Source organism: Bacteroidia bacterium, assembly GCA_033391075.1.
Lineage (GTDB): Bacteria > Bacteroidota > Bacteroidia > J057 > J057 > JAWPMV01.
In genome coordinates this window covers 6,708,552-6,722,766 of the sequence record JAWPMV010000001.1, presented here as the reverse complement: position 1 = coordinate 6,722,766, position 14,215 = coordinate 6,708,552, and the positions used below count along the sequence as shown (strand labels likewise).

Annotated in this window: 8 protein-coding genes; 4 read left to right on the top strand and 4 right to left on the bottom strand. The window is 42.6% G+C overall.

Annotation, left to right across the window (positions count from 1 at the left end; genetic code table 11):
• Nucleotides 1–4 precede the first annotated feature (4 nt).
• From gatC to R8P61_26870, 3 genes are all read right to left on the bottom strand, one after another.
• Complete coding sequence (gene gatC, locus R8P61_26880; protein ID MDW3650729.1) at nucleotides 5–295, bottom strand: Asp-tRNA(Asn)/Glu-tRNA(Gln) amidotransferase subunit GatC; 291 nt, start codon at nucleotides 293–295, stop codon at nucleotides 5–7.
• Nucleotides 296–506: 211 nt separating this feature from the next.
• A complete protein-coding gene (gene add / locus R8P61_26875; protein ID MDW3650728.1) occupies nucleotides 507–1,496 on the bottom strand; it encodes an adenosine deaminase in 990 nt (329 codons plus the stop codon).
• A 2-nt stretch (nucleotides 1,497–1,498) separates the two neighbouring features.
• Nucleotides 1,499–2,428, bottom strand: coding sequence for a nucleoside hydrolase (locus R8P61_26870; protein ID MDW3650727.1), 930 nt, complete (start codon nucleotides 2,426–2,428; stop codon nucleotides 1,499–1,501).
• A gap of 77 nt (nucleotides 2,429–2,505) precedes the next feature.
• Here R8P61_26870 and R8P61_26865 point away from each other — a divergent pair, with 77 nt between their 5' ends.
• From R8P61_26865 to R8P61_26850, 4 genes are all read left to right on the top strand, one after another.
• Entirely contained in the window at nucleotides 2,506–3,153 is a 648-nt protein-coding gene (locus R8P61_26865; protein ID MDW3650726.1) for a Crp/Fnr family transcriptional regulator, read from the top strand.
• 30 nt (nucleotides 3,154–3,183) lie between these two features.
• The gene (locus R8P61_26860; GenBank protein ID MDW3650725.1) at nucleotides 3,184–4,236 is read left to right on the top strand and encodes a DUF1611 domain-containing protein; all 1,053 of its coding nucleotides are present in this window, start codon (nucleotides 3,184–3,186) and stop codon (nucleotides 4,234–4,236) included.
• Nucleotides 4,233–5,438, top strand: coding sequence for an FAD-dependent oxidoreductase (locus tag R8P61_26855; protein MDW3650724.1), 1,206 nt, complete (start codon nucleotides 4,233–4,235; stop codon nucleotides 5,436–5,438). The genes R8P61_26860 and R8P61_26855 overlap by 4 nt, the downstream gene beginning before the upstream one ends.
• 313 nt (nucleotides 5,439–5,751) lie before the next feature.
• The gene (locus R8P61_26850; GenBank protein MDW3650723.1) at nucleotides 5,752–8,733 is read left to right on the top strand and encodes a T9SS type A sorting domain-containing protein; all 2,982 of its coding nucleotides are present in this window, start codon (nucleotides 5,752–5,754) and stop codon (nucleotides 8,731–8,733) included.
• A gap of 56 nt (nucleotides 8,734–8,789) precedes the next feature.
• Here R8P61_26850 and R8P61_26845 read toward each other — a convergent pair whose 3' ends face one another.
• Complete coding sequence (locus R8P61_26845; protein ID MDW3650722.1) at nucleotides 8,790–14,003, bottom strand: PKD domain-containing protein; 5,214 nt, start codon at nucleotides 14,001–14,003, stop codon at nucleotides 8,790–8,792.
• Between the last annotated feature and the right edge of the window lie 212 nt (nucleotides 14,004–14,215).

The following is a 14,215-nucleotide window of genomic DNA, read 5'->3' as shown; positions in this document are numbered from 1 at the left end:
GAACTTACTTTTTTAGCACTTTCGGCACGTGGAAATGGGCATCATCACTTGCCGGTGCATTTTTGAGTACGAGCTTTTGAGGAAGGGGTTCTGTTGCTTCGTCCGGGATCAGTCGATTTACCTCATCCGTCATGTGAATGAGGGGCTCAACACCCGTCGTATCCAGCTCTTGCAGTTTGGCGACAAAATCCAGCATGCGCTGAAAACCTTCTTTGGTTTTTTCACGCTCTTCCGGCTTGAAACTAAGCATGCTCAAAGCCTCAATTCGATCCAGCAATTCATCTGTAATCTGCATAGCGCGAAGGTACGCAATAATTTGTAAACGGGAGGGTGGATGCTTTTTCCTTTATGGCTTAGCCAAAATAAATCTAAAACAAACTGTCATCCCAGAATTTTTACGATGGAATGGAAAAAATATCCGGGATCCCTGGCAGCTGCAAAAGATTCCGGATAAATTTTGTTCGCTTGCTCCCAAAGTTTTCCGGGATAACAGACTGAGCTTTTATTCAATCCTTATAAGCCTCTAGTATCACTTTCCTCAATTCTGTCTTTTCTTCCTCCGAAATAAAGGCATGCTGAATGGCCTCCAGATTGCATTTCAGGAAATGCGCTTTTTCCCATCCAAATATCTTTTCCAGGGTTTGATATTCATCCGCAAGGCTAACATTGGAAATGGTCCTCGCATCCGTATTGATGCTCATGGATACTCCGGCTTCGTAGATCTTATTGCAGCTATGGTCCTGAATTCTTTGAAAAACATGGGTTTGCACATTGCTGGTAGGACAAACTTCCAGATGGATGTTGTTTGCTTTTAGATGGGCTAAAAGTTTGTCATCCTCGGCACTTCTTACGCCATGCCCAATTCTTTTGGGTTGAAAATTCTCCAAAGTTTCCCATACACTATCCGCTCCTTTAGCTTCTCCTGCATGAGCTGTACACGGGATTCCCTTTTCATTGGCATACCGAAATGCCTGAATATGATTATCGATGGGGAAACCCGCTTCATCTGCAGCAATGTCAAAGCCCAGGATTTTAGTTCCCTGAAATCTTTCCACCAGCTGAACGGTCTTCATACTTTCTTCCTCTGAATAATGTCTCAAAGTACAGAGGATAATTCCTGCTCTTACTCCTGTTTTTTGTATGCCTTCCTCAGCGGCATCATGTACGATTTGAACTACTTCCTCTGCTTTCAGTCCTTGCTGGGTATGGAGCAAAGGAGCGAATCGAATCTCAGCATAAATTACCTTGTCTGCTTTTAGCTGGTCAAACAGGTCCAGAGTAACCCATCGCAATTGCTCTTCTGTTTGCATAAGCTCCACTCCGCTAATGGCTCGACTGATATAAGCGGCCAAATCCGTGCATTTAGGAGGAGCGATGAAAGAGGATTTATATTCCTCATAAGTCGTCCCTGGACGGAATTTCTTTACGATCTCATAACTTAAGGAGCAATCCAGGTGCAGATGTAATTCGACTTTGGGTAATTGAGTATAGTCCATGATTATTCTGTTAAAGAGCTATACAGAAATTCCAGAAATTTTTCTCGGGAAGCTTCCAGAACTACCTTCATATTCATCGGCCTTCCAGTAGAATCTGAATGATCGACTACGGTCTGGCCGCGAGTACTCCCTTCATGACAAATGACTTCGACATTATGTGTTTCGATGCGGGTGGCTACTGTTGGATCAAGTGCAACTGCCATAGCGATCGGGTCAGGAAGGTCAAAACCCGCAAGTTTGCTTACGTTTTTTGAAAACTCTACCAGTGTCTTTTGTATGTCTACAGTAAAGTGGGCGTATTTGGTACCTATGCTTCTGAGTTTTGCGGATTCATCATCATCAAAGGTGGCGTATTTCCGCGAAATGTCCCAGCCTACCATTTGCATATTCATACCGGAATCGTAGACAATTTTCGCTGCTTCCGGATCAACCCAAATATTGAATTCGGAAACAGGAGTGATATTACCTACACCCTCCCCTATTCCTCCCATGATGGTGCATTTTTTTACTTTGGCTACAATGGATGGGTCTTTCAAAATGGCGAGGGCAATATTGCTAAGAGGACCTAGGGTTACCAATTCCAATTCTCCCTCAAACTTGTGAATCGTATCGATGATTACATCTATGGCATTTCCTTCATCTTCTTTTCGACCCTGCAAATCCAAACCTATATCTCCCATTCCATCTTTCCCATGGACAAATTGGGCAGTCTCAAGTTCTCGCATCATCGGCTTGGCAGCCCCTCGATAAAGGGGTACTTTCACACCACATAAATCACAGGTATAGAGGGCATTCTGCAAGCCCATCTCAATGGGAACATTACCCGCCACCAGAGTAATAGCTTCCACTTTTACCTTTGGATTTCTTAAGGCCATGATGAGGGCAATGGCATCATCGGAGGCAGTATCTGTATCTATTAAAATGTGTCGCATTTTTTCGAAAATGTTTTTGAATGAACACCGACAATATAATAGCTTGTCAAGGTCATTTGTCCCAAAGCTAGTTCTTAATGATTAAAACAAATCAACAGCTTCTTGAATTCTTCGAAAAATGGAGGGAAAAGCATCCGGAAGCAAGAGATATTCTGCTACAGCGGTTTAAAGCAAATGAAAATCTTCTTTGGCAAGGAGATGATTCCGCTGATTTGTTCCTGGTGATTGAAGGTATAGCCAAATGTTTTATTCGGGAAGAAAATGGGAGAGAGTATGTATTGGAATTTCTGGGCAAAGGAGAAATAATCGGAGAGGTGGAAGCGGTACTTGGTTCAGAAAATCTGAGCAACATTTTATCACTTACTTCTTTAGAGGTATTTAGAATAAAGCGAAGATTTTTTGATCGCCTGTTAAAAGAGGATTCAGATTTCAATCAACTGATCCTTAGAGAATTTGCCTATCGATTGAGGAATACGGCAAGAAGGGCTTCTTATCAACAAATTTTCCCCGCCGAATACAAAGTCCTCAAATTTCTTTTGCTGTGGGAGAATGAAGAAGCAGGGCTCAGTAAATCAGATTTGGCTGATTATTTGGCCTTGCCGATCAGGAGTTTAAATCGGGTCTTAAAGGATTTGAAAGAGAAAGCCCTCATTGAAAGCAAGGGAAATCAGATAAATATCCTGTCAAAAGGAGGGATTGAAAACTTGATGTCCCATTATTTTTGAGTATCATTATTTCGCAAAATTTTACTCTCTATGAAAACTCCTGCTCTTGTCCTTACTCAAGGATATTATATGACCGACAATGCCAAAACGGCTCATGGTTTGGTCCGCGGAACAGATCGATTTGAAATAAAGGCTCTTATTGATCATCAGCATGCAACTGCTGATGCCGGAGAACTACTGGACGGAAGAAAACGGAACATTCCCATTTTATCCCAACTGGAAGAAGCTTTGGAAATATTTCCTGAGGTTCAGTATTTAATCATAGGGGTTGCAACAGTTGGAGGTGTATTACCGGATGAAATGTTGCCCATCATTGAAGAGGCTTTGGGGAAAGGAATTTCGATTGTAAATGGCTTGCATGATTATTTGAACGACCGAGAGCAGCTAAGAAAACTTGCTTTTGAGCATGGGGCCGAGCTATTAGATATTCGCCGACCGAAAAAACCTACAGACCTTCATTTCTGGACAGGAGAAATCTTCAAAGTGGACGTGCCTATCATCGCTGTCATGGGAATGGATTGTGCTTTGGGGAAAAGGACAACTTGTCGTATGATTATGGAGGCTGGTCAGAAAGCGGGTATCAATATTCAGATGATTTATACAGGACAGACGGGTTGGCTTCAGGGAGGAAAGTACGGCTTCATCCTCGACTCTACCCTCAATGATTTTGTCTCAGGCGAATTGGAACATGCCATCCTTTCTTGCTGGAAAGAAAGCAATCCGGATATAATATTGATTGAAGGGCAGTCAGCCCTTCGAAATCCCAGTGGTCCTTGCGGGCTCGAATTTCTTATTTCTGGTATGGCAAAGCAGGTGATCCTGGTACATGCACCCAAAAGAAAATATTATGAAGACGAAGTGCATTGGGGAGAAATTCCTACGCTAGCATCTGAAAAAGAGATCCTGGAGAAATTTGACAGCAATCTGATTGGCCTTGCACTCAACACCCATGATTGTACGGAATCAGAAGCCAGAAACTTTCAACAGCAATACAAAGAAGAATTAGAAATACCTGTTTTACTCCCGATCATAGAAGGAGTTGAGGATATTTTACCTACTCTCAAGCAACTTATAGCAAGATGAAAAATTATGATTTTCTCATAGTTGGAGCGGGCATATTCGGAATAAGTGCTGCTCTGGAACTTCGAAAGACCGGTTTTAGTGTCTGCGTATTAAACCCAACGGAGGGACCTGATCCTTTAGCTGCTGGAACAGATATTAGTAAAGTAATTCGCATGGAATATGGTTCAGATGAGGAATACCTGGATATGACCCGGGAAAGCATGCAGATCTGGAGAGAATGGAATGAGCTTTTTGAGGAAATCTTTTACCATGAAGGCCATTATATTCTGCTCAGTGCACAAGCTTTGGATACAGAAGAGGATACTTACGAAAAAATCAGCTATCAGCATGTGAGTAAACGTGGGATTCCACTGGAGAGGATTGGCTATGAAGAATTCAAATCTCGTTTCCCAGCTTACAATCCGAAAGCTTTTGTGGAGGGTTCTTTTAATAAAGAAGGAGGATATGTTGAGTCTGGAAGAATTGTTCAAAGGCTAAATCAATATGCAGTTGAAATCGGGATAGAAAGCCTGACAGAAGGAGCGAAAAGTATATGGATTGAAAATAATCAGGCAAAAGGAGTTGTGACTACTAAAGGGACTAAAATTTCAGCAGCACATACAATTGTATGCGCGGGTAATTTTACTCCATTTCTTGTCCCTGATCTCAAACCCTATATGAAAATCACGGGTCATCCGGTCTTTCACCTAAAAGCCAGCAATCCAGAACTATATGAAGCAGAGCGTTTTCCAGTATTCGCTGCCGATATAGCAAATACCGGTTGGTATGGTTTTCCCTTACACCCTATCGAAAAAGTAGTAAAAGTGGCGAAACATGGCCTGGGACTTGAATTAGATCCTGCCAAGGATGAGCGCAAAGTATATGAGTCAGATATACAGGAACTCCGGGAATTCCTTTCCTTTGCCTTTCCAAAGCTTGCGAATGATCCGATTGTCTATACTCGTAGGTGCTGTTATACAGATACTTTGGATGGACATTTCTGGATAGATCAGCATCCAGAGATCAGGGGTCTGTCAATAGGTTCAGGAGGAAGTGGTCATGGAATGAAAATGGGTCCTGTGGTGGGACAAATTATTGCAGCTGTTGCGCAAGGAAATGATCACAAGTGGGCCGCACGATATCGCTGGAGAGAACTGAATGAAGCAACAGCGCAAATGGAAGAGGCAAGATATCTGCTAAAACGTAATCTTGGCAAGCAATAAGAAGAATAATTACTTCGGCCTGGATAAGATTTTAAATCAAATAAGTTTTAGCGACAAGAAATAAAAGCAACCTATACAAAATGCCAGGCGTTGTTTAGGTATAGAAGCACGTCAAATTTAGAAAACAAGAAATCCTCAATTGAGAACTCGTTCTTTTTATGGATTCTGTTTTTAACCTCCCCTACTACTTCTTCCTACCAACTATTTTCAGACGAATATATATATCTGCTTAGCTTATTGGGTAGTTAAAATCATTTCCTGAATTCACCCTCAGGGTGGCTTTTTATTGTTTAACCTGAAAACCAATCAACTCATGAAAACTGTTTTCTTAAGCATGTTTATGCTGACGCTTTTATCTGTACATGCGCAGATTGAATCTTTAGAGTGGGCAAAAACTTACAACAATCCGGCATTTAGTTATTCAAGTGGATTAGAGCTGGATTCCCAAAACAATGTATACCTCGCTGGTCGTTTTGAAGGAAGCCTGGACATGGATCCCGGTCCCGCTAACCTGATTTTCAATAGCTCCTTTTCCAACAAAGATTTCTTTCTTCAAAAACTCGATCCGCAGGGAAATTTGTTATGGGCGAAAAACATAATTCCCGATGATAGCATTTCTCCCCGATATCACTTAAGCATTACAAGCGCTGCTGATGGAGATATCTTTTTGAGTGCAAAATTTCGGGGGAGACTCGATTTTGATCCCGGGCCAGATAGTCAATTTGTTTCCAGTTTCAATATGACACATGATGATTACTTTTTTCTAAGTCTGGATTCTTTGGGAAATTTTTCGAATGTGTTTAGCCTTAGTGGAGCAAGTGAAAAGCAAATATATAGCCTCACCCAAGCTTCTTCTGGAGAAATTATCATGGCGGGAGATTTTAAAGGAACGATAGACCTTGATCCCGGACCCGGAACTTTCAATGATACCTCTCTGAATCGCAGCAAGGATTTTGTCCAAAAACTGGATGCCAATGCTAATCTTTTATGGGCTCGATTTTTTGAAAGTGATAGTTTCGTTACCGTAAATTCGCTGGAGGTAGATGCGCAAGGAAATATCTTCTGTGTAGGAACTTATAATGGGATGACGGATTTTGATCCAGGCTCTGGCAATTATATCCTGAATTCTCCCAATGATGGCTGGTCGATGTTTAGCCTGAAAATGGATTCACAAGGGAATATTCTATGGCTGCTAAATTTGGAACCTAGCATAGCCGGAGCTGCCCGGCATACAGTGCTGGACGAATTCGGCAATCTGTATAGCACAGGTTTATTTGCAGGAACAGCAGATTTTGATCCCGGACCTAATCAACGCCTTTTGACTTCAGCTTCCAATGGAAGTAGCCTAAGTGGATACCTGCAGAAATTCGATCCTCAAGGTAATTTGGTCTGGGCTTATCCATTTGAAAACCAGCCCAGGGGCTTTATGGAAATCATTTACCTCAAAATCGATCAAAATGGACTTCTGTATATGGGAGGGCATATTAATGGAGAGGTAGATATTGATCCCGGACCCAATGTAGAAATAGTAGGCTTTGCTGATACCACAGGAAATTATATTGGCAAATTCAGTCCTGATGGGGATTTTATTTGGTCCGAAAGTTTTCTGACGAATCCCAATTATACAGAGATTTGGGATATCGAATTTGATTCGGAAAATGATATCTACGCTACGGGAAATTTTATAGCTCCTTTTGATCTGGATCCCGGACCCGGCACTTATACCCTCAATGCTAATGGTCCAGAACCTGATTTTTATGTGGCAAAATTTAAACAGGATGAATGTTCTGATTTTTTCCTGGTGATTGATAGCCTCAGAGAACTTAGCTGTACCAATTCCGCTTATATTGCTTTGCATGCAGAGGGGGGAAGCGAACCTATTAGCTATCTCTGGAATACAAATCCTCCTGTTATAGATTCTTTTATTAGCATTAGTCAAAGAGGTTTTTATGAAATCAGGGCTAGCGATTCTTTTGGGTGTGAAAGGAGTGCGAATTACCTGATCGAAGGACCTGACAGTAGTCAAACAGCTGTATGGGAAGTAAATGTTCTTACCACTCCTCTCCGGCCCGGATTTCCTGCCCATATTTGGCTGGATGCATCAAATAGAAGCTGTAATCCCTTCAGCGGAGAATTGAGGGTTCTGGTTGATTCTTTACTTATACTTGATAATCCTATGCCCGATACGACGATCGGGGATACCTTGATCTGGTATATAGACAGCCTAAATTATGATAGTTCAAATGTGATGATAAGGCTGGATGCTGCAGTGAGTCTCCAGGCTATGATTGGACAGCAAGCCTGTGTCTATGTTGAGCTTATCAGAAACTATGGAGGCCTTGACAGTTTGAGCTATCAGGAAAACCTTTGTAGAAATATTATAAATGGCTTTGATCCTAATGACATACAGGTGAATCCTCAAGGAGCATGCGAAGAAGGCTATATCCTCAATGATCAGCTTTTGACCTATAAAGTCAGATTTCAAAATACCGGGAATGCAGATGCGATCAATATCTTTATCCTGGATAGCCTGGATGTAAATTTGGATTTGTCAACGATTAAAGTCATTGGCCAAAGCCATAAACCCATGATTACTGAATTACAAGAAGGAGGAATTTTAAAATTTAGTTTTGATAACATACACCTCCCTTCTACAGCTATGAGCGAGCCTTTGAGTCATGGCTATGTAATCTATCAGGTGATGCCCAAACCCAATTTGCCCTCTGGAACGGAAATTCGGAATCGCGCAGGTATATATTTCGATTTTAACGAAGCTGTGATAACCAATACCGTTCTAAATACGGTAACGGATCAAATTCCTATCTATGATCCTACGATCAGCCAAATGAGTTCAACTCTTATTTCTAATCAACTGCCCAATTCAGCAATTACTTATCAATGGATTGACTGTTCAGACGGATCAGAAATTGCGGGCGCGAATCAGCAAAGCTTTGTTCCTTCAACTAATGGGACTTATGCTGTTGTAATTCGTGAAGGAGGCTGTGAAACTACGTCGGACTGTTTTACGATTACAAATGTTGGATTGGATGAAATCTTTCAATCTCAAATTGAGTACTACCCTAATCCGGTTGAAGATCGATTACATATTGATTTAGGGGAAATGTTCTCTACGATTCAAATCTCGATCTTCAATGTGAATGGGCAACTGATTTCTCAGGAGAAGCTTAGAAATCAGGCTCAGATGGAAGTAGCAATGCCTGATGAAAAAGGAATGTACTTTGTTCAGATTATGGCCGATACTAAACAAGCCCAATTGAAAATTTTCAAGAAGTAAATAGGCTTTTTCTTAAGAAAGCTCCTGTTCAGAATTAGAAGCAGGAGCTTTCTCTTTTACCTCATCAGGGTGACATTTCCGGTAAAGGTTTTCGAGCCAATGTTAATGGAGTAATAATAAACTCCATCGCTGGCATCCTGTCCATTAGAGGCCTTTCCATTCCAACCATTTATGGGCGAATTTTCATCTTCAAACATCAACCTCCCCCAACGGTCATAGACCTTGATGGTGAATACTTCCCTTCCATCATAGGTGATTCTGAAATTGTCATTGATCCCGTCTCCATTTGGAGAGAAGACATTGGGGATCAAAAGTCCCGGGATGAAAATTTTGTAAGGCCCATATTGAATGATGTTTGTACATCCTCCGGTATCCGTGATGGTCAGGCTTACTGTATATTCTCCCGCTTCATTGTAGACATGTAGGGGATTTTCTTCTGTTGAAAAATTACCATCTCCAAAGTCCCAAAGGAAGCTTACAGCATCTGTGGATTGATTGGTAAACTGAATCTCGACATTGGGCAGCGGTAATTCTGCTCCGAGATCCGGACTGGAAGTAAAGTCAGCCACTCCTGCTGGGAAGACGGTAATTTCTTTGGTTTGAATATCGGAGATACAGCCTCCCATACCAAATGCCTGGAAAGAGGCAGTATATACTCCGGGGCTTGTATAAGTATGCTCAGGATTGGGCTCATTGCTGATGGGCGACCCATCTCCAAAGTCCCAAATGTAATTGCTTCCATTTGCAGAATTCTCCAGAAAGGCAATGGTCAGATCATTACAACCGGAATCCTGACTGGCAAAGAAATCAGCTCCAGGAGCTGGATTCACGTCAATTTGCACCGAATCCATTCCACTACAAGTACCCTGCGTTACGGTAACATAGTAAATGGTCGTTTGATCGGGAGCCACTTGTGGATTGGCTTCTCCGGGATTTCCGATGCTTGTGCCCGGTGTCCAGCTATAGGTTGAAGCTGGTGTTCCGCCGCTCACAAAGAGCTGGACAGAATCCCCTTCACAGATGCGACTGGTATCAGCAGAAGCCACCGCAATGACTTCATCAAAGACATCGATTTTTACTTCATCCGTTGTTGAGCAGGATCCTGTGGAAACAGTCAGGGTATATACAGTAGTTGCTGTAGGTCCTGCATTCGGTCCGGGGATCGTAGGCACATTCAAAGTCGGGCTTGGATCCCAATTATAGAATACCGGTCCAGTTGCTGGCCCGCCTATCATCGTATGACTTCCTTGCAAGGCAAGACTATCTCCTCTACAAAGGAAACTATCCACTCCGGCAAAAGCCTGAGGAGCAGGAAGCACATTTACATCGATATTATACTCCGGACTTTCACATCCAAAATTGGAAGTAGCAACCAAAGTATAGGTGGTCGTTATGGAAGGACTGGCCATAGGCATAGCACTAGTGGCATCATCTAAACCAATGGCAGGTGTCCACTGATAGGTATGCGTAGCTCCAGGCTCTGAACTTGCAATTCCATTTAACTGCACCGAATCTCCTCCGCATATTTCAGCTACCAGACCGGGATCAGAAGTGGGCAAGGTATGCACCACAACGGTCAATTGCTCGGCATCACTTTGACATCCATTAGACCAGGCTACCAATGAGTATGTGGTAGTCTGAGGGGGGGAAGCCATAGGCGTTTGAGAGGTAGAATCATCCAAACCGGTAGAAGGTGTCCAGACAAATTGGTAGTCGGGTCCTCCTTGACTGGCAAATCCTCTCAGCATGGTGGTATCCCCGAAACAGATATCGACCGTAGGTCCAGTACTTGCGACGGGTTTATCATTGACATGCACCGTAATGGTACTGAGGGTATCGAGGGTAGTATTATCACTGGTACATCCATTGGCAGAGCTAACGACAACGGTATAGATGGTTGTTTGTGTAGGATTGGCTCTTGGATTGACCAAAGTAGGATCATTGAGGGTAGCTCCGGGTGTCCAGGTGTAAGTGTAGGGTCCGGGTGCTGCGATGGGATTGAGGACGTTAACCTCTAAATTGGTTCCAATGCCATCTTCACAGAGGAACTGATCGGGTCCGGCATCGACTATGGGCAGTTTTTTGACATTGACCTGCACTCCATCGATCTCAGAGGTACATCCATTTCGATCAGTTACCTGCACGAAATAGGTAGTGGTATCGGTAGGATTGACAATGGGATTGGAAACGGCAGGACTGCTGAGTCCACAGGCACCATTGGGATCATCGCATCCCCATTCGAAGAAATAGGGAGCTGTACCACCGATAGGTGTAACATTGAGCTGTACTCCTCCGCTACCTTCACAGAAAGAGATATCATTTCCGGCAAAGGAGCGGAAGTCTGTATTGACTTTGATAAAGACCGTATCGCTATTGGAGGCAAAAGGCGGACAAGTTTCCTGATCTATTCCTCTAATTATGCTTCTGAAAAGACTTCCTCCATTAGAACAACTGGAGCTTAGGCAAACGGATCCGATAATAGAATCATTGCGGCGAACATAATCGAGATTTGTTAAACTTAAATTGCTGCCCGCCAGACTTGCAAGTTCTAAGGCATGTACAAAGTCAACTCCATTTTCCGGCGTATTATCAGCTACATAAAAGTCATAACATAAATTCCCTCCAATTTCTATGTAGATGGTATCGCCTCCTGTATTTAGATTCCCACTTATATCGTGACCCAGATTAGGAGCAATCGTATTGGGATCATTTATTTTTACAAAAACCGTATCAAAATCCTCCAATTCATTATCGCAGTCTCCATTATCCTCAACTCTAAATACCAATTCGATGAGCTGACCTTCATAATCACAAGAGGGAATCCAGCAGACCTGAGCAGAAGCAGGATTTACTCCCTGGAAAGTGAAGCTGGGGCCATCGGGCTGACTGAAGATCGGGCTGATCGCAAAGGCAGTAAGCGTATCGGCAATATTGGGATCGGTAAAGTTGAGGTTGAAACAGAATGATTCCTGCGGATCTACAAAAATGGTATCACCATCTGTCGTCAAATTCGCCAGGTTAGCAAATGTCTCTGGCGGATCATTCGGAGGAAAGGCAATTTCAATATAAACCGTATCAAAGGCTTGAGCCGTAGAAGTACAGGGAGCATCATCCCCTACCCCGATAATTAGCTCTATGGTTTGATTTACAAAATCACAAGATGGCGTCCAGCAAATCTGACCTGATACAGGATTATTTCCATTTAAGCTAAAGCTAGGTCCATTAGGATCATTGAAAATGCTGCTGACTGTAAAAGCATTGAGATTATCTCCTACATTCAAATCACTGGCTACATAGTCGTAACAGAATGCATCATTAGCATTAACAAAAATGGTGTCATTGCTAAATGAATTTCCACTGAGATCTGCTACGATATTTGGCGGATCATTGGGAGGTACGGCAACCGAAACATAGACTGTATCGAAAGCTTCTCCTATGCTGGAACAAACACCCGGATCATTGACTTTGAAAATGAAAGGAATTACCTGATTTTCATAATCGCAGGAAGGCATCCAGCAAACCTGTCCCTGAAGCGGATTATTACCCGTTGTAGTCAGGGTGGGAGGATTAGGATCATTAAATATCGGACTCAGGGTCGAAAGGGTAATGATGTCTGCCAGGTTTGGATCGCTCGCTGTTATATCGAAACAGAGATTATCAAGTGCAGATACAAAAATGGTATCATTGCTGAAAACATTAGCGCTTAAATCAAAAGCTATATCTGGGGGATCATTGGGGGGAATAACTACTTTGACAAACAATAGATTTTCAACCGGCTGGGTATTATTACACAGAGATACATCTGAGGCTGCGGTTCGAAATTCAAATATCTGATCTTCAAAATCACATCCAGGTGTCCAACAGACCTGAGCAAGCATAGGATTTTGGCTCACTATATTAAAAGTTGGTCCATTGGGAGCATTGAAAATGCTACTTAATGGAAAAGCATGGAGTATATCATTGGGATTGGGATCTGTGATGTTCAAATCATAGCATAAATTGCTTCCTGCACTTATGATGATGGTATCATTGTTCACCTGTAAGCCTGTCAAATCCGGAACGATGCTCGGCAGTTGATTGGGAGGCTTATTTACAATGACCCAGACCGTATCAAACACATCCCCCACATTTTCACAATCCCCTATGTCAAAACCACCGACGATTAGTGGAATAGTATCCCCATCATACTGACAGCTGGGCGTCCAGCAAACCTGACCATTTATGGGATTTACTCCGCTAAAATTAAAAGTAGCAGCAGGTGGGAAAAAGTTGCCATTTCCAAAAGCCGCGCTGACTGTATAAGCCGAAAGTACATCTCCAGGGATGGTATCTTCCAGCGTTACATCATAACAGAAGGGAACATCTGCCTGAGCATATATGGTATCGCCATTGGTAGAGGTAGGTAAACCAGTAGTTGAATGTGAAATAAAAGGGGGAGCGCCCTGCGGAAGGCAAGTAATGATGTTGATCTGAAAATCTCGTCGATTTTCACTTAGCAGAACTCCATCTCTATATTCAAAAACAGAAATCGCATAGACAAATACTCCTACCATAGCTGGAGTAACAGTTAAAAAACCAGACTGAGGATCAATGACAAAATCACCAGAACCAAAAGGGTCATCAAAACTAAAGCCGGGAAGAAAAGGCAATCGTGTATAGGGAGGTGGGCCCATAGGATTCCCGACAGGATCAACGGTTGGCGGAGGCCCACCACGACCTGGATTTCCTGCTCCCCGACCGATCTGATTTACGCCTGTGTAGGGATGTACCAATGAATAAACCAGGCTATCACCATCTATATCTGTGGCTGAATGGTCAAAACTAAATGGCTGATTTGCACAGAGGAATACTGGTGGAAATTGATTGAAGGTCGGCATGTTATTGCATAGCGCGTCTCCAGGATCAGGTATATGGGCCGCGAAAGTTATACCGTAAGCAATAGGCGTTGCGATATTATTGATGGTTACACTTCGACAACATTTTGCCCAACCCAGATCATATCCATCAGCTCGCGGAGGGAGGGTTACCGTCGTTTCATAGACTCCTACTTCAACGCAAATGGAAGGATTTCCTACCACACAATCTCCTAAATCATTGGGAACAATTTGAGGAATATTTGTAGGTATAGGAATGTTTACCGTTTGTAAGGGAGCGGCATTTTGAGCAGCTCCTCCAGCAAATATGAATAGGCTGATAGATTGATCAAAAGGAGTGTTACTGTTGATACAGTCTCGGTACAGTATCACTTTGATATTGTAAATATGATTCACAGAATCAACGCATTCATATGTAAGCTCGGAACCCACAATATGGGAGCCTTTGCCATTGAAAGCTAGAAATGTGAGGCATACTATTAAGAGGAATAGTCGCTTCATGCTATAGTAGTTCCTGATCCTTAAATTAGGTTAAAGCTTAGACGCCAAAAATACGCTTATCCTTCTATATGATAAGCATTTAATTTAATTGATGAGGATTAAATTGA

Coding starts and splice junctions, on each gene's coding strand:
- gatC (MDW3650729.1), bottom strand. CDS start 295: ATGCAGATTACAGATGAATTGCTGGATCGAATTGAGGCTTTGAGCATG.
- R8P61_26865 (MDW3650726.1), top strand. CDS start 2,506: ATGATTAAAACAAATCAACAGCTTCTTGAATTCTTCGAAAAATGGAGG.
- R8P61_26860 (MDW3650725.1), top strand. CDS start 3,184: ATGAAAACTCCTGCTCTTGTCCTTACTCAAGGATATTATATGACCGAC.
- R8P61_26850 (MDW3650723.1), top strand. CDS start 5,752: ATGAAAACTGTTTTCTTAAGCATGTTTATGCTGACGCTTTTATCTGTA.
- add (MDW3650728.1), bottom strand. CDS start 1,496: ATGGACTATACTCAATTACCCAAAGTCGAATTACATCTGCACCTGGAT.
- R8P61_26870 (MDW3650727.1), bottom strand. CDS start 2,428: ATGCGACACATTTTAATAGATACAGATACTGCCTCCGATGATGCCATT.
- R8P61_26855 (MDW3650724.1), top strand. CDS start 4,233: ATGAAAAATTATGATTTTCTCATAGTTGGAGCGGGCATATTCGGAATA.